Source organism: Bacillus sp. ISL-7 (assembly GCF_018613065.1).
In genome coordinates, this window is the sequence record NZ_JAGGQW010000044.1 from 1 (window position 1) to 19265 (window position 19265).

Here is a 19265-nt window from a genome sequence, read left to right on the forward strand (position 1 = left end):
TGTCTAATATGTATTCTCCTTTATTTTTTAGGCTTTTTATAATTTAGGTCTTGATAAGACGGTTCCTATTGGAATGTTCAAATCTAATAGCTCAGGAAAACGGTTAGTGACATCGGTTTTATGGCGAGTATAAAGCTTTTTATCTTCTATATAGGAATAGACAAGTCGGAACCCGTCCATTTTTGGCTCCGAAACATAATCATCATGATTGAAGGGTTCATCTGTTTTATGAAGTAACATTGGGCTAATAAACATATTTTTCACCTCTATTCTATGATACTGCGGAATTGGTTTACAGAAATTAGGTGGTTGTTGGAAGGTTACTTTTCGGTGGGTGACGGGGCAAGCACTGGAATAGAAATGGACACAGGGATAACTGTGTTTATCGTTGTTAACTGTTATATGATCAGAAATTCTCAACGCATTACCTTGATGTCTAATAACATCTAATGTCTATTTGGATTAGTTTTTGTCATATACATTGATCTCATTAATTTATGAAGTTCATCCGAACCTCTACTTTTTATAACTGACGTTGCATATTCTCTTTCAATGTTTAAATTCTGTGTTACCTTCACAATACTGTTTGTTAATGCGTATTCCTTAATGATTTGTTTTTCTAAAGTATCTGACTGATACGATTCAACCAGATTAATAAATTGCTGTAATCTTTTTACCTCTTCTTTTGCCCTATCAACGGTAATTAACTTTGCCATAATATCTCCTCCTTCAATGGAGATATTCGACAAAAGTTTACTTCAGCCTATTATTAGTTGTTAATGTTTTGTGACATTATAAAAATCACCCTCGAAAGGATGCTTTTTTAACTAAATCTTTTGGATATTATTGGGGGAGATGGTTTTTTGATTTATTGACTTTTGAAAAGAAATAAATTATTGCAATCAAAATGAGTGAGGCTAATTCCATTAACGGGTGCATTAGTAAAAAAGGACAGTAAAAGAATAATCTATAAGCAGTACAAGGGACAGCCAGTCAATTATGCTGTCTTTTTGTATGAATTCTGCTTGAAGTTCTCTATAAAAAGTCACACGATCCGTGAGCTTAATCTATGAATTCTAGACCCTTTGATGTGGTATGGATTTTCAGTAGTATCAGGAAATAACCTATTTCTAAATACCTAGTACCAAATTACTGAATAAATGGTAAAATATTTATAATTGAGGAGGAGAGACAATGAAATCAAAAATTATTAAAATAATAACAGCAGTATCTTTATTGGTAGGCCTTTTATATGGGGTTTCAACAACCGAAGCTGCAACAAAGGATATGAAAGTCCACTTTATTAATGTGGGACAAGGTGATTCAATTTACATTAAGACTGCTGCTGGTGAAGACATCATAATCGATGGTGGAAATAAAGACGGTAGCGATGTTGTAGCGTATTTAAAAAAGGAAAAAGTGGGCGACATTGAAGTGATGATTTCCACTCACCCAGATGCTGATCATATCGGTGGATTGGATGAGGTCTTAAAAGCATTTAAGGTGAAATCGGTGTATGCTCCAAAAGTGAGTCATACCTCTATTGCTTACAAAGAATTTTTAACAGCTGTTAAGCGTGAGGGTGTTAAAATTAAGACAGCCCAAAAGGGAGTCAAATTACCATTAAAAGGTGTCACAGCAACCTTTGTTGCACCAGTCAAAACATATTCTAATAGTGATTTGAATGACTGGAGTGCTGTTTTACGCCTTGTTTACGGTACAAAATCTTTCCTATTTACAGGTGATGCGGAAGTAAAATCTGAAACAGATATGATTAATTCCAAGCAAACATTAAAAGCTGATGTACTAAAAGTAGGTCATCATGGTGCTAAAACCTCGACTAGTTCTGCGTTCCTAAAAGCTGTAAAACCAACTTATGCAGTTATAAGTGTGGGCAAAAATAGTTACGGACATCCTACAAGTACGGTTGTAAACCGATTAAATTCATTAAAAGTAAAAACATATCGGACCGATAAAAGTGGACATATTATTTTTACTACCAATGGTTCAAAAATTAGTGTAAAGACGGTGAAATAATTTGGTTAAAGGAATCATTGACCGGTTTGAAGGGAAATATGCAGTTGTAGAAATAGATGGGAAAACTAAGGATTTTCCTAAAGCAATTTTTCCTAAGAGTGCAGCTGTTGGGGATGTTGTTGAAATTAACGGAGAAAAAGTCAAAGTTTTAAAAGAAGAAACTGAAAAGCTAAGGCAAGAGATTGATGAACTTATGGATGATGTGTGGGAAGATTAAATGGTGAAGCCCTCTCGATAAAAGAGAAGGGCTTCTTTTTTGCTTTAATGAAAAGGTATTTTTTGAACTATGGTAAATTTCTTCTTCAACTAACGTGGCAGGTTACTTTAAGAATGATTATAATTGAATAAAGAACTTAACTCAGAGGTGTTGCTGTTTCTTAATTAAGGAGGTATATGATGAAGTTTTTTATAAAGTTAAATATTATTAGTGCCTTATACGCTATAGCGTTGTTTATAGCAATCGAACTCATAATAAATGTATCTCATATTAGTATGTTAACTGGCTGGGAATGGGATAATGTTTACATTGTAATTGCTGCTATTAATGTTATTGGACTTCTACTTTCGACAATTTTATTCATTTACTTAACAAAAAAATGGACTATAAGTAGAAAATACAGCTATTTGTCACTCCTTTTGTGGGTACCATATTTTATTCTTTTTTTCTCTTTTTTCTCTGTTGTTTTTCCTATTAATGTAGGAGTAACACTATTTCCGAGATTTAGCCTTCTGATTTATGGGTCTGTCATTCTGTATCCAGTTTACATATTATTTATTAATCTATATGCTTCACCTCTAATTACAGATTATGAGGAAATAAGGCATTAATAATGCAGGTCACTTTTTGCAACTTATTCATCTCGCTTATTGAATTAAAGGGTGCTTTAGTTTAACAAAGAGTCGTAGCTGCGGCTCTTTTTCTTGTTCCACTAACGTATGCAGGTTAGCTTAAGAAGGTGTTCCCTTCTCTTAAGGCATAAGAATACTAATAAATTCAAATAATATTATTAATGTATATCGTATTGGGAAGTGATTAAAATTCATATAGCAATAGCAATATGGGCTATTTTGGCTGCTATGTATTGGGGGGATTGGAAAAATTTCAAACATTACTATCCAACGATAATTTTCGTTATTGCTGGCGATTTTTTATATAAAATCTTTGCACTTAATAATTATCATTTATGGAAAATCCAAAAAGACTATATTATAAATCATATTACGACTTACCTTTTGTACGTTTTAATAACCTTTTCATTGTCCACTTTTATCTTCTTATCAACTTATCCCACCCCATTAAAAAAACAAATAGTTCATATTTTGAAATGGGTCTTTATTTATAGTGTAGTCGAATGGATTGGTTGGAAATTTGGGCGGATTACTTATTATAACGGGTGGAGTATTTGGTGGTCGATTTTTTTTAACGTCAATATGTTAATAATGATGCGAATTCATTATGTTAATTTCTTGTGGGCTATTACATTAAGTATTTTATTTACATTTTTTTACTTGTTTGCCTTCAATTATATATAAAATCGAACATAGAAATTCTTGAACTAAAGGGTGCTTTACTTGAATAAAGAGTAAAGCACTTTTTCTTATTGAAGTAACGGATGCAGGTTAGCATTCCTGTAGATCGTTAAATATCAGGTTTGAAAAAAATAGAGCCCCTCAGTAAGATACGAGTATAGAGTCCAATCTAACTCAGAGTCTAAAGGAGGAAGCCCTAATATGAATTTTAAAATGCAAGACAAACAAAATCAACTAATTGAAAGAATTTCCGATACACATCTTATTGTTGGTGTTGATATTGCTCAACAACTACACGTTGCAAGAGCAGTTAACTTCCGTGGAATTGTAGTTGGAGATCCTCTTATATTTGAAAATAATGAAGAGGGGTTCATTAAACTATTAAACTGGATTCATGATTTAAAAAGATTAAAAAACTTAGATGCAGCAATAGTAGGTATGGAGCCTACAGGCCATTACTGGATTAACCTATCAAAATGGTTATACAACCAAAACATTGAGGTAGTAACAGTCAATCCTCACTTAGTAAAAAGGAATAAAGAGAATCGAGATAATACCCAATCTAAGAGTGATAAAAAAGATGCGCTCGTTATCGCAGATATGGTCAAAAACGGATACTATTCCTTTATCCGCCCTTCCTCAGAATCATTTGAGAAACTTAGAGTTCTAATGTCTAACCGTGATGTGATTGTAAAACGTCTCGTCATGTCTATAAATCAAATAAATCGATGGGTGGATGTTGTCTTTCCAGAGTTACGACAAGTGTTTAACGATGTTTCGTGCAAAGGTTCAATCGCAACCCTTCGTTTATTTCCAACTCCAGATGAAATATCTTCAATGGAGTCACTAGATGTCATGAGGGGATGGAAGTCATTAATGAAAAGACAACCAGGACCTAAAAAAGCTCAATTACTGATCAATCTAGCAAAATCTTCTATTGGAACTGGGCAAGCACTTGATGCTTATAAATTCCATCTAGAACAATTATTAGAAGAATATGACCTCGCTGTAATACAACTCGAAAGAGTTGAACAACAAGTTAAAGAAGTTCTCAATAAAATACCATTTGCAAAAAAACTACTTACGATTAAAGGAATCAGTGAAATTTCATTAGCTGGGATACTAGGTGAGTCAGGAGATTTAAGTGGATTCTCCCACGGAAACTCTCTATTACGTCATGCAGGATTACATCTATCTGAAGCAAGTTCAGGCAAATGGAAAGGTCAGATCGTCATTTCGAAGCGTGGAAGATCAAGACTCCGACGCTTCCTCTACTTAGCAACTATGAGCCTTGTGATGAATAACCCTGAATTTAAAGCGGTCCATTCCCATAATGTGAAGGTTAAAAAGATAAAGAAAATGAAATCAATCATGAAACTGATAGGAAAACTAGCAAGGATTTTTGTAGGAATAGCACGGCGAAACGAGTCTTACTGTCCAAGTAAACTCCAAGTATTAATCCCTTTAGCAGCATAGAAATAAATCATTAGTAATATATAATCATCATCTAAAACAGTTAACTTTAATTTTTGAATGTTGCCTTATTCGTAGGATTTCAAATATGTACGGAGTACCAGGTTTATTGAACAAAAGGGCATTGTGACCCATCAGGTTAGCATAACTGGCCTCCACCCCTTGGACAGGCATGACGAAGGAATGAGAGGGCGATTGACCCGTTGAGACATGGGAGGGAAAGCCTCCAGGGGCGGCGTGGAGATGTACATTATATGGAAAAATATGGAGTAGTAGCTAACTCCTTTATTTAACTATGCCTTCACGAAGCCAAATGATCTGAATTCATTCCAATTACCCGTCAATCTATTTATAGGGGTTATGAAATCCTGCGAATAAGTGAGCATTTAAGAGATATTCGTATCAAACTGAGGGAGTGCAATAAGTTCATTAATGTTTTTAGCCGATTGAGCAAGGGGAGTCGGATCATGAAGTAAATAAACACAATCAGCCCTTCTAAAATGGCCGCCTAATCGGTAGCAAGAGTTTGTAGTGAATTCAGAGATCTATGTTGCTATTACAAAGACGATGAGCCGAAAGACCTCTAGTTTTTTTCGTTTAAGAAACATTTTGCAATCAACAGCTTACTGGCTTACTGACTACATAAAAAAAACGTCCAAGAGATTCCTCTTGGACTTTCGGCGTAAACAGAAGAAGGAACTAATTTCTGTACTCCACTAATTAGTTTACAAATCCTAAAATCTTTGTTAATCTGACCGTTGTTCCAGCCAATCTCCTATTGTTGGATAAGTGACTTTTGATGCTTTAGAGCCAAATGCTACAGATACGTGTCCGGTTGGAAGAGAAATATACGTTTTATCCTTGCTGGATATTACGTCCATTAACGCTTCCACCTGGTGCGGCTGGGCAATATGGTCTCTTTCAGCAGACAGGTTGAGTACATTAGCGGTGATGCTGCTTAAGTTGACCTTGCGCCCGCGAATTTCGAGTGCACCTTTAATCAGCTTATTTTGCTGGTAAAAATCCCGGACCCACTGACGGAAGGCTTCACCTGGGAATGCAATCCCGTCGCCTACCCATTTTTGCATGAGTTTCCAGCTTTTAATAAATTCTTCGTTGTTAGCGCGATCCACCAGACTAACATACGGTCCGTAAAAGTTGGTCATTGGCTTTAACATTTTGTTTCCAAAATCGATCATTTCGGGTGGAATAACGCCCAATGTATCGACAACCTTGTCGATGTCAAAATACCGCTTATCAAGGAAAGAACCAAATAAGCCTGTGTCTTCAAAATCAAATGGGCTTGTCATAAATATGGCATTGCGAATCGGCAATTCAGGATGAAGAGCAGTAAAAATGGAAGTCATAGTGCCGCCCATGCAGTAACCTAGGATTGAGACTTCATCCGCCTGGGATGTCCGCAATACTTTACGAACTGCACGTGGAATGTAGTCCATAATGTAATCATCCAGTTTCATATTTCTGTCTTCCTTGCCAGGTGTACCCCAGTCAAGAAGATACACATCAAAACCGCGGTTAACCAGATATTCAACCAAACTGAATCCTCTTGTTAAATCTAGGATATACGGTTTATTAATTAATGCATAAACCATTAGAAGTGGAATTTTATGTTTTTTTGGTTGATCGGATGTGTAGCGGTATAATGTCGCTTTGTTTTTTGTCCAAATGACTTCTTTTGGTGTTGGCCCTACTTCTGGTTCGGCATCCTTTGTTAATACTTCAGCTGCTCTTTTTATTTTTGCATAATAATTTTGGTATTGCTCCGGCATAGCTGCAGAAATCTGTTCTTCTATAGTTGGGATTCTCATGATTCCTCACACCTTTCAAAGTAATGCGAATCGAATGGTGTATCCTAACGATAGGGAATGATCTCGCTACATATACAGCCCGCCGTTAATATTTAACTGCTGCCCAGTGATATAATCACCATCTTTACATAGGTAAATAACTCCTTTTGCGATTTCATCTGGCTGACCAAATCGGCGTTGCGGAACCTTAGCGACTATTGATTCGCGAATATTTTCCGGAATGGCTTTAACCATCTCTGTGTCTATAAATCCCGGGGCTATCGCATTAACCGTTACACCGCTTTTTGCAAGCTCCAGAGCAAGAGATTTTGTGTAACCAATCATTCCGGCTTTTGCTGCAGCATAATTGGTCTGCCCAAAGCCGCCAGCCTGGCCGATAATAGACGATATGTTGATGATGCGGCCCGCATCTGATTCAAGCAAATGCTGCAAAGCAAAAGAGGTTGTATTGTAAACGCTGTTTAAATTCACGTCAATAACTGTTCTCCAGTCTTCTTCACTAAGTTTTTTGAAGGACTTGTCTCTTGTGATCCCTGCATTATTAACAAGGATATCTAGTCTGCCAAAATGATTAACGGTTTCTCTTATTAATTTTTCAGCATCCGATAATTTTGAAACGTCTGCTTGCACGGCATAAGCTTCGCTGCCGATTTCGTTTATTTCTGCGACCACCTTTTCTGCCAGCTCATTGCGGCTGTTATAGTTGATGACTACTTTTACGCCGTTCCTTGCTAATTCCATGGAAATCGCTGCACCGATTCCTCTGCTCCCACCAGTGACAATCGCAACTTTGTTATTTAAATCTGCCATTTACACCAACCCCTTTATATAAGTTGTTGTATTAAATGTTAAAGAATTTTACAGGCTGTTTTGCTCATCCTTGTTACTTGCTGCTCTTTTGTTATTGGCAGCTACTTTGTTCTTTGCTGTTCTCCTGTTTTTTGCAGCCGCGGTGACTTTTGTCACTTCTTTGTTATTAGCAGCCGTGGTAATCTTTGCTGCTTCCTTGTTATCCTCAGCGGCGTTGACCTCTGCAGCTTCGTTGACCTCTGCAGCTTTGTTGATATCTGCAGCTTTTTTATTATTTACTTCGATTAGAGAATTTACTTGAGTAATGATTTGGTTAAGTTTAGCATCTAGACTTTTTAGTTCTTTTCCAAAATCTTTAATTTCAGTTCGCAGTTCTCCTTGGTTTAGTTGTTTAGCTCTCGTTTCTTCCCAAAGCTCTTCTAAGTCATCAACTTTTGTATCCACATTGACGATAAGGGACGAGATTTTTGCAATGTCCGTACGGGTTGGGACATTCATCTGCTCAAAATAACGTTCGGTTGTTTCATTTAACATTTTTTGGAACATAAGATTCATATCCAAGATCTGCCCCATGGCCTGTGATGGAAATTGTTCTTTCATTTTTTCATCGATTAAGGTACTGGACTGGTTAAAATAGTTTTTCCACATTTCAAACATGTCTAAGTTTTGAGTCATTTAATTGTCGCCTCCACTATTTCCAATTTTGCTAACACTTATGGTACCCAATAAATTTTAAATAAAGATAGGGTAAAGATATGAAGAAAAAGTAAATACTTTAAATAATAATTATTTGACAAATTTCTCACATAGGTGTAATTTACATATAGTGTTATTTATTATTGAGGAGGTATTTTATAATGGAAGTAAACAATGAGTTCGTTTCTAATTTTGGTGAATCACTAGTAAACATTTGGACAAACAGTTTGGACAAGGTGTCCGCTTCTCAAAAAGAAGTAGAAAATCTTTTACTTCAAGCATTTACAACTCAAAAAGAATCATTGGAGAAAATTACTGGTGACCTTGGCTTAATCCAAGAACAACAGAAAAAATTAATTACAGAAGTTCGCGATTACGTAAAGCAAAATGTTGAAACAGTTTATGGTGAACAAACAAGCCAGTCTTTCGAAAAGTGGAATGCTCAACTGGATGAAATTAACAACCGCGTTCAACAGTTAACTTCTACTCCAAATAAAGAAAGCTTAAATTTATTAAATCAGTCACAAGAGCAGTTCCAACAATCGATTAAAAATAGTATCGAACAGCAAAAAAAGATTCGTGAAGAGGCTTTAAATCAATTTAAATCTGCACAAAAAGGATTTATGGATTTATTTGAATCTAACACAAAAATGGCATTTAATTTGTTTAAGTAGAACAGCGATTTCGCTGTTCTTTTTTCTATATACAATTTTCTATATACAATTTTCTATATACAATTTATATCCTACCACTAAAGGACAATCTGTAACGAAAAGGATCTCCTAAAAAGCTTATCTAATGTTTTTCCCCACAACCACAGTATTTTCCAAATACCAACAACTTTTAGTCTGCCTTTTGCATATTTCGTTTTGGATAAAGACAGGATATCAATTGGAAAGAAAAAATTTCAAGTTACCTATATTCTTAATTCCTTTTAAAAATGATTTAACAGTTATTTTAAATGATTAAAAATAAATGACTTTTAAAGGAGAGACTTAACATGAATCAAACAGAAGTGGTTATCGTCAGTTCGGTAAGAACAGCAATTGGAAGCTTTAGTGGAAGTTTAAAAAGTGTTCCGGCAACAACATTAGGTGGAATAGTTATCAAAGGAGCCATTGAAAAAGCTGGGATCAATGTTACTCAAGTGGATGAAGTCATTATGGGGAATGTCTTACAAGCAGGACTTGGGCAAAACCCAGCAAGACAAGCTGCCATTGCTGCTGGTTTGCCTCATGAGGTATCCGCGCTAACGATTAATAAGGTATGCGGTTCAGGACTGAAAGCGGTTCATCTAGCAACACAAGCTATTCTTTCAGGGGATGCAGAAGTGGTAGTTGCCGGAGGAATGGAAAATATGAGCCAGTCTCCTTTCTTGCTTAGAGGGGCTCGCGATGGATTCAAGTTGGGAGATCAGAAATTGGTGGACAGCATGATTCACGATGGACTATGGTGTGCCTTCAATAATTATCATATGGGTATTACAGCTGAAAACCTTTCTGCAAAATATGAAATTTCTCGTGAAGAACAAGATGAATTCTCTTCATGGAGCCAGCAAAAGGCTCAAGCTGCGATCGAATCGAATCGCTTTGCAGATGAAATTGTTCCTGTTGAAGTGCCGGGCCGTAAAGGACAAGTAACAGTATTCGCCGAAGACGAATTTCTTCGTGCTGGAACAACTGCAGAAGGGTTGGGAAAGCTTCGCCCAGCCTTTAACAAAGAAGGATCTGTCACAGCTGGAAATGCTTCTGGAATAAACGATGGGGCAGCAGCATTTGTCATCATGAGTCGTAAAAAAGCAGATGAATTAGGAATTAAACCGTTAGTTACCGTAAAAGCGAATGCAGGTGGTGGCGTGGATCCAAGCATTATGGGAATCGGCCCGGTTACAGCTGTAAAAAAGGTTCTAAAAAAGGCTTCTTTAACATTACAAGATATGGATTTAATTGAAGCGAACGAAGCTTTTGCCGCTCAATCAATTGCAGTGGATCGTGAACTTCACTTTGATAAAGAAAAATTAAATGTAAATGGCGGCGCAATTGCGTTAGGTCATCCAATTGGTGCCAGTGGAGCACGCATTTTAGTTACTCTCATTCACGAAATGCTAAAACGTGATAGCCGCATGGGATTAGCAACACTTTGTATTGGCGGTGGCCAAGGAGTAGCAACCATTGTGGAACGTAATTAAAATATAATTCAACAATTTGATTTTTTTCAATGCTGGCCTCCTAATATCCCTATTTCTTTTTTTATATGCCTTAAAGAGTAAACGCTAATATTGTTTAAGTGGCATGACCTTCACACCAGACGCACTGATTTTTAATTTTCTTGCAGTAACCGATGAGTAGTTTATCTAAGAATATTATAAATAAAAATTCAGATATCAATGACATTACTGTAACGAAGGATGGTCAAATGACTTCCATCTCGGTGTAGTATGGAACTATCCTTTGAAATATGAGAATATTAAACTTTATTTGTTTTGAAATTGTAAATAATTAAAGTTAATAAAACTCATTTGAAGTTGATGTGGCGGGGATTAATTTATTCTAGCATTCAGGAATAAAATCATAGAAGACAAGTTCAGTCTTCAAAACTGTTTGAGACCTGCGTGCCAGGTCTGGTGGGTTCGATTCCCACGCAGTCCCGCCAACCTTGATATATAAGGGTTTTTGAGGGTTATATGAGAAGTTAAATAGAGTAGAAAGTTGCTGGCCAACAACTGAAAACATTACCTTAGGTCACATTTTGGTAACATTGCTTTTTAAATAATTTACATAGGTTATTTATTGAGCTGCTCAAACTGCTGGGCAGCTTCTTTTTGCATATTTGGTAACACATGAGTATACGTGTCCATCGTGATTCCGATTGTCGAATGACCTAATCGTTCAGAAACGACTTTAGGGATTCCAACAGCTGTCTACGGTTTCAGTGAAGAACTAGCTCAGCGAATCCGTAAGTACGATAGACATTGAAGGAGCCGATGTCGGCGGAAATTGGAGGTACTCTAGCAGGGAATGCCCTATCAATGGCTACCATGCGTGCCACCTTGGAAAATGTGCTTACTGCGGAAGCATATGATCGAAACATTGCTCTAACCAAACGTTTTTGTGATGGTGTGGAGTCAGTGATTAAAGAACATAACCTCCCGTGTATTGTTAAACATCTTGGTTGCCGTACAGAGTATTGGTTCCGTGACACTCCACCAAAAAACGGTGGGGAAGCCGCTGCAACATCTGATTATGAACTGGATCGCTACATGCACCTGTATGCTCTAAATCGAGGAATTTTAATGACTCCTTTCCACAACATGGCACTGATTTCTTCCCAGACAACTGTTGAGGATATCAATCATCATACAAAGGTATTCCGTGAAAGTGTAGAATCACTTCATGGAGCAGGAGTATAAATTATCTATGAAAAAATGGCAGCCCGCCTACTTCATGTCTGAACTATTTAGCATGATTCGTAAAATAAACATTGAGGTGGAAAGATAAAAATGGGAAGACATTAGATGAGTTGAAAAGAAAGCAGTTATAAAAAGCTGCTTTCTTTTTCCATTTTTCATACCCATTGCACCAGGTTTACTTTTTTACTTCCTTAACGTCATGTGGAGTGATGCAGCGAAATGAGACGGGTGATGATAAAACGATTGATGTATTTACATTTCCGTAAGGAGTTAGCCGGTCAATAAGCCTGCTCAGATGATCCATCCCTGTAACGGCAGCCTTAAGTAAATAGCTAACTGAGCCGGTTAACCGATGACATTCAACGATGTCAGGGTCAACGATAATCCGCTTCTCAAATTCTGTATAAGATAATACCTTGAGTTCACTTACCTGAATATAAACGATTACATCCCGTCCAATGGCTTCGAGGGATACCCGGGCACTGAATCCTTCAATAATTTCCCTATCTTGAAGCCTTTTTAAACGCTCAGTAATGCTTGGACGACTAAGGGATAATTTCTTCGATAATTCACTTAAAGTCATCCGTCCGTCCATTTGAAGAAGTTCAAGCAGACGAATATCTAATTGGTCCATAGAATTATTCTCCTTTTAAAAATGAAGTTAAATATTGAAAAACTTATGCAAAATATAATGCTTATCACCAAAATTTATGCATTTTGATATGTTTTTCAATTATATTATAGCTTAATATTAAATAGAAGCATAATCTTTCTAATTTTTAAACAAATAAAAAGATTATGTATTATCTCAAATCAGGGTAATTTCAATGAACTCGATCATTGTTTATGGAAGGTGCTGATTAATTTGTCCGCATCAACAGCAGAAGGGTTTGTTGTAACGATATCTACTGCCAAGCTTCTATTTAATAAAATGTAATCGCTACCAAAGCGGAAAAGCTAGGTACCTAGAGATGGTCATTCGAGAAGAAAGAGTCAAGCAAGTCGTCGAAAATGAAACTTCTTCATCATTAACACAGGAAAAGAAGTTGTTTTTTCTCTTTTTTTAAAATGTTTTTCTACTATAATCACAGTGCTAATGGAGGTAATTTAAATGAACGTGTTAGAACACTCTGTACAAAAAACTGAATCAGTTATTGAAAAAATGCATGAGCATGAGCAAATTGTTTTTTGCAATGACCCGACAACAGGGTTGAAAGCGATTATCGCCATCCATAATACAACACTCGGACCTGCATTGGGGGGCTGCCGTATGCGCCCGTATCGTACAATGGATGAGGCCTTGGAAGATGTACTCCGTTTATCTAAAGGGATGACATATAAATGCGCTGCTGCCGATGTCGATTTCGGTGGAGGAAAAGCGGTAATCTTCGGTGATCCTGCAACGGATAAAACACCAGCTATGTTTAGAGCTTTCGGTCAGTTTGTTGATTCTTTAAACGGACGTTTTTACACAGGAACAGATATGGGTACTTCAATGGATGACTTTATCCATGCCTCAAAAGAGACAAATTGCATCGTAGGAATTCCTGAAGCATACGGAGGCGGCGGTGATTCATCCATTCCGACTGCGCTTGGAGTCATTTATGGTATAAAAGCAACGAATAAAGTCGTTTTTGGCACAGATGATCTTTCCGGAAAGACCTTCACTATCCAAGGTCTTGGAAAAGTAGGGTTCAAAGTAGCCGAACAATTGCTTGAATCCGGAGCTGATTTATACGTAAGTGATATTAATGAAGAAGCCATAAAAGCCATTCAAGAACGTGCAAAACAATTAGGAAGCATTGCTCGTGTAGTAAGCGGAAATGATGTGTATTCTGCAGAAGCAGATGTATTTGTTCCTTGTGCTTTTGGTGGAATTATTAACGATGAAACAATCGAACTGTTAAAAGTAAAAGCAGTGGCTGGTTCGGCAAATAATCAGCTTCTTACTGAGAAACACGGAGAAGTACTAAAACAAAAAGGAATTTTATATGCTCCAGATTACATTGTAAATGCTGGCGGTCTAATTCAAGTAGCAGATGAACTATACGGCTACAATAAAGAGCGTGTATTATCGAAAACAAGATCCATTTACACATCGTTATTGGAAGTGTACAGACAGGCAGGGTTGGATGATATCACGACCATTAAAGCGGCAAACCGACTATGTGAAAAACGAATAGAAGACCGAAAAAAGCATAATAGCTTTTTCACTCATACCAAACGTTCTAAATGGGATATTCGTAAATAATAATTTCTGTTTATGAGGTGATGACATGTTAACGGAATTTCCAATATTTCAAATTGTCGATGAAATCGGCCAATTAATAAATGAGGATTACAAAGATAAAATAACCGAAGATCTTGTTAAAAAATTCTACTATAATATGGTTCGCATTCGTACCTTTGATCGAAAAGCCATTAGTTTGCAACGTCAAGGAAGACTTGGTACGTATGCTCCGTTTGAGGGTCAGGAAGCTTCTCAAGTTGGAAGTGCACTGGCGCTTGAAAAAGATGACTGGGTATTCCCTACCTATCGTGACCATGGTGCCACGTTAACGTTTGGAGCCGGCATGGCCCGTACATATTTATATTGGAATGGGCGTGTGGAGGGATGCGTGTCTGAAGAAGGGAAAAAGATTTTCCCACCAGCCGTTCCCATTGCAACACAAATCCCGCATGCAGCAGGGGCTGCTATGGCGGAAAAAAGAAAAGGTACGAAAAATGCAGCGATTGCCTATTTTGGAGACGGTGCCACTTCAGAGGGCGATTTCCATGAAGGATTGAATTTTGCCAGTGTGTTTAAAGCTCCAGTTATCTTCTTTAATCAAAATAACGGCTTTGCGATTTCAGTGCCGATTAAAAAACAAATGAATTCCAAAACGATTGCCCAAAAAGCACTCGCTTATGATATGCCGGGTGTCCGTGTCGATGGAAACGATATTTTTGCTGTGTATTTCCAAACGATGGAAGGGCTAGACCGTGCCCGTCAAGGACTAGGCCCAACTTTAATTGAAGCAATGACATGGAGATATGGTGCTCATACAACGGCAGATGACCCGACTAAATATCGCGATCAGTCCCAAAGTGACACAATTCGAGAAAATCGAGATCCTCTTCTTCGTGTAGAACGCTTTATGAAAGCAAACAACTTCTGGGATGCAGAATGGGTGATGAAGGTCAAAGAAGAAACCGCAACCGAAGTAGAACAAGCAGTAAAAGATATGGAAAGCTATCCAAAACCAAATATTAATGATTTATTCGATAATGTATTTGAAAAGCCGACTTGGACGATTGCGAAACAAAAAGAAGAATATTTTCAATTGATCGGGAGGGAAGCCTGATGATTTTAAGTGTAGACAGACCGGCAGATGACCAAACTACAAAAACTAACGAGCTAACACTCGTTCAAGCCGTAACAGATGGGTTGCGCACGATTTTAAAAGAGGATGAGCGAGTCCTTCTGCTTGGTGAAGATATCGGTAAAAACGGTGGCGTATTCCGTGCTACCGAGGGTTTGCAAGAAGAATTTGGGGAAGATCGCGTTATTGATACGCCACTGAGCGAAGCAGGGATTATCGGAACCTCTATCGGAATGGCTGTCAATGGATTTAAACCCGTAGCGGAGATGCAGTTTCTTGGTTTTATTTATCCGGCGTATGAGCAGATCATGACACATGTATCACGCATTCGTATGCGTACGATGGGAAGCTATACAGTTCCAATGGTCATCCGTGCTCCATACGGTGCAGGCATCCGTGCTCCGGAAGTTCATTCAGACAGTGTGGAAGCATTGTTTACTCATATGCCCGGAATAAAAGTTGTTTGCCCTTCATCTGCATACGATGCAAAGGGTCTGATCATCGCAGCTATCGAAGATCCGGATCCCGTCATATTTTTAGAGTCTATGAGAATCTACCGTGCTAACCGTGAAGAGGTTCCGGAAGGAAAATATATAGTTGAAATCGGAAAAGGGAAAAGGCTCAAAGAAGGAGATGACGTTTCTGTTTTTGCATGGGGTGCGATGGTACCGGTAGCCATGAAAGCAGCGGAACAGGCCGAAAAGTACGGCATTACCTGTGATGTAATTGATTTGCGGACCCTTTATCCTCTTGATAAGGACATTATTGCAGAATCTGTTCAAAAAACAGGACGTGCGGTTATTGTTCATGAAGCCCATGCAACAGGCGGAGTGGGTAATGATATTGTTTCCATTATAAATGATACATCATTTTTGTATATAAAATCTCCGATTGAGCGCGTGACAGGTTTTGATGTACCGGTACCATTATTTGCGCTGGAAGAACATTATTTACCTACACCAAAGCGGGTATTCAACGCAATCGAAAAAGTTGTGCATTTTTAGGAGGGGAAAACATTGGTTGAAGTAAAACTACATGATATTGGTGAAGGGATGACAGAGGGAGAAATTATTCACTATTTCGTAAAAGTGGGGGATATGGTCAAGGTGGACCAGCCTCTTGTAGAGGTACAAACGGATAAAATGGTGGCTGAGCTTCCTTCCCCAGCTTCAGGGAAAATAAAGGAAATTGTTGTGGACCATGGTAATACGGTCTCCGTTGGTACTACTCTTCTGGTACTGGAAACAGAAGGAGCAAAAGCGGTAGAAACAGAAAAGAAACAAGCAGAAGCAGCTTCTAAAAAGGCAGAGGCGTTACAATCACAACTGCAGCAAACAGATGTGATCGAGCAAAAAGGAGAAAAAAAATTCATCATTGCGGCGCCTTACACAAGAAAAATTGCACGGGAGTTTCGTGTAGATATTAACGAAATTACAGGTACTGGAACATTTGGGCGCATCACTGTGGAAGATATATACAACTTTGTTAAAAAACGTGATAAAATCCAATCTCCTAAGGAAATGAAAGCGCCTTCCGCCGAAGTGACTGAAGCAAAAACAGAACCTAAACAAGAGATTCAAAAGCAGGAAGTTCTGAACATAAATGAATCTAATGCAGAAGTAATTCCGTTTAGAGGCCGTCGGAAGCAAATTGCAAAGAAAATGACCCTATCACTTTATACGATTCCTCATGTGACACATTTTGAAGAAGCAGATCTAACTGAGCTGCTCACCTATCGAAACGATTTAAAAGAAATGAATATCAATGTTTCGGCTGTTGCTTTCTTTATCAAAGCGATCGCAGTGGCATTAAAACAATTCCCTGTATTCAATGCCAAGCTTGATGAAGAAAACGAAGTAATCCGTTTAGAAAAGGAATATAACATTGGAATTGCCACGGATACAGAAAATGGTTTAATTGTACCTATCATTCATCATGCTGACCAATTATCTGTTCGTCAAATTCATGACAAATTGAGAGAGTTAACGAAAAAAGCGCAAGAGGATAAGCTGACGTCGGCTGAATTAAAAGGAGGAACATTTACCATCAGTAATGTCGGTCCATTAGGAAGTATCGGCGCTACTCCGATTATTAATCATCCGGAAACAGGGTTAATTGCCTTCCATAAGACGAAAAAAATGCCTGTTGTTATGGAAAACGATGAGATTGCGATTCGCTCGATCATGACCATGTCGATGGCGTTTGACCACCGCGTTGCAGACGGTGCTACAGCAGTAGCCTTTACGAACCGCTTTAAACAATTAATTGAAAACCCTAAGTTGTGGCCAATAGAACTTGCATAGTAACCAATAAATCCACTAAACTCCAAGAATATAACTAGTAAGTCCCGTCAAGCTCAGGGACAATAGGACACCAAATTAGGAAGACTACTCCACATCATTTTGGTAAAGTATTTTCATTGCCAATAGATTGGTTGAAGTCTTCCTATCTCAAAAAGCAGATAAGATGTGGAAACAGATCTACGAAAATAAATCGGACCTCACCAGAGGCTTGGGTGGTAGAAAGAAATTTCCAAAAAAGAACAACAGCAAAATTTGTAAGCGTTTGCTTTAAAGGATTTTTCCGGTTGGACAAGTTCGTTACCATCCAGGAAACCCGTTGATAGTTCATTTTGATCTTGTCGTTCTGGTATATTAATTAAAAGAGTTTAGGAGGACTAATTAATGAAAGATGCATCATTGCAAAAGAAGTTGTTGCCGCGGCATATAAGTATGATGGCAATGGGAGGAGCAATAGGGACAGGGATTTTTAAAGGTAGTGCAGAAACCGTATCATTAGCAGGACCAGGTGTTATCTTTACATATGTGTTCGCAGGACTATTGCTTCTTGTTGTTATGGGAGCTATAGCAGAAATGGCCATCGTCTATCCGAACACAAATATGAAAGGCTTTGTTCAGAAAGCATTTGGTAAGCGCGCTTCCTTTGTTATAGGCTGGATGTATTGTTTCATGTGGCTGGCCGTATGTGTCATCGAGATTGTCGTGGCAGGCAGCTTCTTGCAATACTGGTTTCCATCCATTCCTCTTTGGGAATTAAGTTTAGGCTGTGCCGCTTTAGTTATTGGAATTAACATGATGAATGTTAAAAATTATGGGGAATTTGAATTTTGGTTTGCAGGCATTAAAATCACCATGATTATCGTATTTATCATAATAGGAGCAGGTATTTTATTTGGAGTCATCCCGAGCAATCAATCCAACTATCTTCACAATTTTACAGAGCAAGGCGGTTTTTTCCCGAAAGGGTGGATGTCAATCTTTTCAGCTCTGTTTATTGTTATGTTTTCTTATGGAGGTTCTGAATTAATAGGATTAACAGTAACAGAAGTAAAAGATGCAGAACGGATTTTACCTAAGGTGATTAAAAGTTTTGTTTGGAGAATTATTTTGTTTTACACGCTGCCAATTCTGGTCATTTGCGGTTTAATTCCTTGGAATGAAATTGGCATCAGTCATGCGAGTCCGTTTGTCCAGGTGTTATCCATGGCCGGCCTGAAGGGGGCAGCTCACCTTATGAACTTTATTTTAATTACAGCTGTCTTATCTGCAGCCAACTCCGGTATATACGGTTGTACACGGATGCTTCATTCCCTAGCGGTTGAAGGGGAAGCTCCAAAGTCTTTCTCTTTTGTATCAAAAAAGGGTGTTCCATTATACAGTTTAATATTAACAGCAATTATATTAGTCGGCGGCTCCATGATTGCCTTTGTTGCGCAGGAAAAGGTATTTACTTTATTAATGGCGGTTCCGGGTTTTGTCGTATCGTTGGTCTGGATTGGTATTTGTCTAGCACATTTAAAACTTCGCAATTCCTATCCTAAAGAACCAAGCTTTAAATTGTGGGGCTTCCCATATGTAACTGCGATTACAGTCGTTACGTTAAGCATCATATCAGTAATATTTTTGTTAGATGAACAGAATCGAGTGAGTATTATTACTTGTCTCGTTGTTTTAGCGGTGCTATTTTTGATTTCCATCTTTAAGTTTAAAAATGTGGATGAAAAAGATACCAAGATAGTAAAACAGAATAAAGTAGTATAGTCATATCCATATTTAAGAGAATAGATAAACAATTAAAAAAATGATATGGGCCATAATG

Annotated in this window: 18 protein-coding genes and 1 pseudogene; 12 read left to right on the plus strand and 7 right to left on the minus strand. The window is 37.8% G+C overall.

The window, feature by feature from the left end; all coding sequences use genetic code 11:
* Positions 1–36: 36 nt before the first annotated feature.
* Both J7E66_RS17650 and J7E66_RS17655 read right to left on the minus strand, forming a co-directional pair.
* Complete coding sequence (locus tag J7E66_RS17650; protein WP_215002222.1) at positions 37–255, minus strand: hypothetical protein; 219 nt, start codon at positions 253–255, stop codon at positions 37–39.
* A gap of 191 nt (positions 256–446) precedes the next feature.
* Positions 447–716 (minus strand): hypothetical protein, encoded by a 270-nt coding sequence (locus J7E66_RS17655; RefSeq protein WP_215002224.1) that lies wholly within the window; start codon positions 714–716, stop codon positions 447–449.
* Positions 717–1194: 478 nt separating this feature from the next.
* On the opposite strand from J7E66_RS17655, the gene J7E66_RS17660 reads away from it, so the two are divergent.
* The 4 genes from J7E66_RS17660 (at position 1195) to J7E66_RS17670 (ending at position 5043) form a co-directional block, all read left to right on the plus strand.
* Positions 1195–2037: a ComEC/Rec2 family competence protein gene (locus J7E66_RS17660; RefSeq protein ID WP_215002226.1), complete on the plus strand. Its 843-nt coding sequence runs from the start codon at positions 1195–1197 to the stop codon at positions 2035–2037.
* A 1-nt stretch (position 2038) separates the two neighbouring features.
* A complete protein-coding gene (locus tag J7E66_RS17665; protein ID WP_215002228.1) occupies positions 2039–2254 on the plus strand; it encodes a DUF3006 domain-containing protein in 216 nt (71 codons plus the stop codon).
* Positions 2255–3114: 860 nt separating this feature from the next.
* Positions 3115–3570, plus strand: a complete 456-nt coding sequence (locus J7E66_RS32910) for a CBO0543 family protein (protein ID WP_374103862.1) — start codon at positions 3115–3117, stop codon at positions 3568–3570.
* Between the two features lie 198 nt (positions 3571–3768).
* Positions 3769–5043 (plus strand): IS110 family RNA-guided transposase, encoded by a 1275-nt coding sequence (locus J7E66_RS17670; protein WP_215002229.1) that lies wholly within the window; start codon positions 3769–3771, stop codon positions 5041–5043.
* A gap of 743 nt (positions 5044–5786) precedes the next feature.
* On the opposite strand, the gene phaC is transcribed toward J7E66_RS17670, so the two are convergent.
* From phaC to J7E66_RS17685, 3 genes are all read right to left on the minus strand, one after another.
* Entirely contained in the window at positions 5787–6830 is a 1044-nt protein-coding gene (gene phaC / locus J7E66_RS17675; protein WP_374103863.1) for a class III poly(R)-hydroxyalkanoic acid synthase subunit PhaC, read from the minus strand.
* 105 nt (positions 6831–6935) lie between these two features.
* Complete coding sequence (gene phbB, locus J7E66_RS17680; RefSeq protein ID WP_215002233.1) at positions 6936–7679, minus strand: acetoacetyl-CoA reductase; 744 nt, start codon at positions 7677–7679, stop codon at positions 6936–6938.
* A gap of 48 nt (positions 7680–7727) precedes the next feature.
* Positions 7728–8354: a hypothetical protein gene (locus J7E66_RS17685; protein ID WP_215002235.1), complete on the minus strand. Its 627-nt coding sequence runs from the start codon at positions 8352–8354 to the stop codon at positions 7728–7730.
* Positions 8355–8536: 182 nt separating this feature from the next.
* On the opposite strand from J7E66_RS17685, the gene J7E66_RS17690 reads away from it, so the two are divergent.
* Together J7E66_RS17690 and J7E66_RS17695 are read left to right on the plus strand one after the other, a co-directional pair.
* Positions 8537–9049 (plus strand): hypothetical protein, encoded by a 513-nt coding sequence (locus J7E66_RS17690; protein WP_215002237.1) that lies wholly within the window; start codon positions 8537–8539, stop codon positions 9047–9049.
* A 326-nt stretch (positions 9050–9375) separates the two neighbouring features.
* On the plus strand, positions 9376–10563 hold the full coding sequence (locus tag J7E66_RS17695) for an acetyl-CoA C-acetyltransferase (RefSeq protein WP_215002239.1): 1188 nt from the start codon (positions 9376–9378) through the stop codon (positions 10561–10563).
* A 594-nt stretch (positions 10564–11157) separates the two neighbouring features.
* Here J7E66_RS17695 and J7E66_RS31875 read toward each other — a convergent pair.
* Positions 11158–11280, minus strand: a pseudogene (locus tag J7E66_RS31875) (site-specific integrase); the annotation flags it as partial.
* 78 nt (positions 11281–11358) lie between these two features.
* Here J7E66_RS31875 and J7E66_RS17700 point away from each other — a divergent pair.
* A complete protein-coding gene (locus J7E66_RS17700) occupies positions 11359–11784 on the plus strand; it encodes a PLP-dependent aminotransferase family protein (protein WP_215002241.1) in 426 nt (141 codons plus the stop codon).
* A gap of 175 nt (positions 11785–11959) precedes the next feature.
* Here the strand turns inward: J7E66_RS17700 and J7E66_RS17705 are convergent, their stop codons facing one another.
* Complete coding sequence (locus J7E66_RS17705) at positions 11960–12418, minus strand: Lrp/AsnC family transcriptional regulator (RefSeq protein ID WP_215002243.1); 459 nt, start codon at positions 12416–12418, stop codon at positions 11960–11962.
* 477 nt (positions 12419–12895) lie between these two features.
* On the opposite strand from J7E66_RS17705, the gene J7E66_RS17710 reads away from it, so the two are divergent.
* From J7E66_RS17710 to J7E66_RS17730, 5 genes are all read left to right on the plus strand, one after another.
* Complete coding sequence (locus J7E66_RS17710) at positions 12896–14035, plus strand: Leu/Phe/Val dehydrogenase (protein ID WP_215002245.1); 1140 nt, start codon at positions 12896–12898, stop codon at positions 14033–14035.
* A gap of 25 nt (positions 14036–14060) precedes the next feature.
* On the plus strand, positions 14061–15128 hold the full coding sequence (gene pdhA / locus J7E66_RS17715) for a pyruvate dehydrogenase (acetyl-transferring) E1 component subunit alpha (RefSeq protein ID WP_215002247.1): 1068 nt from the start codon (positions 14061–14063) through the stop codon (positions 15126–15128).
* Entirely contained in the window at positions 15128–16150 is a 1023-nt protein-coding gene (locus tag J7E66_RS17720) for an alpha-ketoacid dehydrogenase subunit beta (RefSeq protein WP_215002249.1), read from the plus strand. Before pdhA ends, J7E66_RS17720 begins: the two co-directional genes overlap by 1 nt.
* A 12-nt stretch (positions 16151–16162) precedes the next feature.
* Positions 16163–17449 carry a dihydrolipoamide acetyltransferase family protein gene (locus J7E66_RS17725; RefSeq protein WP_215002251.1) on the plus strand — a complete coding sequence of 429 codons (1287 nt, stop codon included), beginning with the start codon at positions 16163–16165 and terminating at the stop codon, positions 17447–17449.
* Between the two features lie 381 nt (positions 17450–17830).
* The gene (locus J7E66_RS17730; protein ID WP_215002254.1) at positions 17831–19207 is read left to right on the plus strand and encodes an amino acid permease; all 1377 of its coding nucleotides are present in this window, start codon (positions 17831–17833) and stop codon (positions 19205–19207) included.
* Positions 19208–19265 lie beyond the last annotated feature (58 nt).

Excerpts from the sequence above, each read along its gene's own strand:
- J7E66_RS17650 (WP_215002222.1), bottom strand. The coding sequence starts at position 255 with ATGTTTATTAGCCCAATGTTACTTCATAAAACAGATGAACCCTTCAAT.
- J7E66_RS17655 (WP_215002224.1), bottom strand. The coding sequence starts at position 716 with ATGGCAAAGTTAATTACCGTTGATAGGGCAAAAGAAGAGGTAAAAAGA.
- J7E66_RS17660 (WP_215002226.1), top strand. The coding sequence starts at position 1,195 with ATGAAATCAAAAATTATTAAAATAATAACAGCAGTATCTTTATTGGTA.
- J7E66_RS32910 (WP_374103862.1), top strand. The coding sequence starts at position 3,115 with ATGTATTGGGGGGATTGGAAAAATTTCAAACATTACTATCCAACGATA.
- J7E66_RS17670 (WP_215002229.1), top strand. The coding sequence starts at position 3,769 with ATGAATTTTAAAATGCAAGACAAACAAAATCAACTAATTGAAAGAATT.
- phaC (WP_374103863.1), bottom strand. The coding sequence starts at position 6,830 with ATGCCGGAGCAATACCAAAATTATTATGCAAAAATAAAAAGAGCAGCT.
- phbB (WP_215002233.1), bottom strand. The coding sequence starts at position 7,679 with ATGGCAGATTTAAATAACAAAGTTGCGATTGTCACTGGTGGGAGCAGA.
- J7E66_RS17685 (WP_215002235.1), bottom strand. The coding sequence starts at position 8,354 with ATGACTCAAAACTTAGACATGTTTGAAATGTGGAAAAACTATTTTAAC.
- J7E66_RS17690 (WP_215002237.1), top strand. The coding sequence starts at position 8,537 with ATGGAAGTAAACAATGAGTTCGTTTCTAATTTTGGTGAATCACTAGTA.
- J7E66_RS17695 (WP_215002239.1), top strand. The coding sequence starts at position 9,376 with ATGAATCAAACAGAAGTGGTTATCGTCAGTTCGGTAAGAACAGCAATT.
- J7E66_RS17700 (WP_215002241.1), top strand. The coding sequence starts at position 11,359 with ATGTCGGCGGAAATTGGAGGTACTCTAGCAGGGAATGCCCTATCAATG.
- J7E66_RS17705 (WP_215002243.1), bottom strand. The coding sequence starts at position 12,418 with ATGGACCAATTAGATATTCGTCTGCTTGAACTTCTTCAAATGGACGGA.
- J7E66_RS17710 (WP_215002245.1), top strand. The coding sequence starts at position 12,896 with ATGAACGTGTTAGAACACTCTGTACAAAAAACTGAATCAGTTATTGAA.
- pdhA (WP_215002247.1), top strand. The coding sequence starts at position 14,061 with ATGTTAACGGAATTTCCAATATTTCAAATTGTCGATGAAATCGGCCAA.
- J7E66_RS17720 (WP_215002249.1), top strand. The coding sequence starts at position 15,128 with ATGATTTTAAGTGTAGACAGACCGGCAGATGACCAAACTACAAAAACT.
- J7E66_RS17730 (WP_215002254.1), top strand. The coding sequence starts at position 17,831 with ATGAAAGATGCATCATTGCAAAAGAAGTTGTTGCCGCGGCATATAAGT.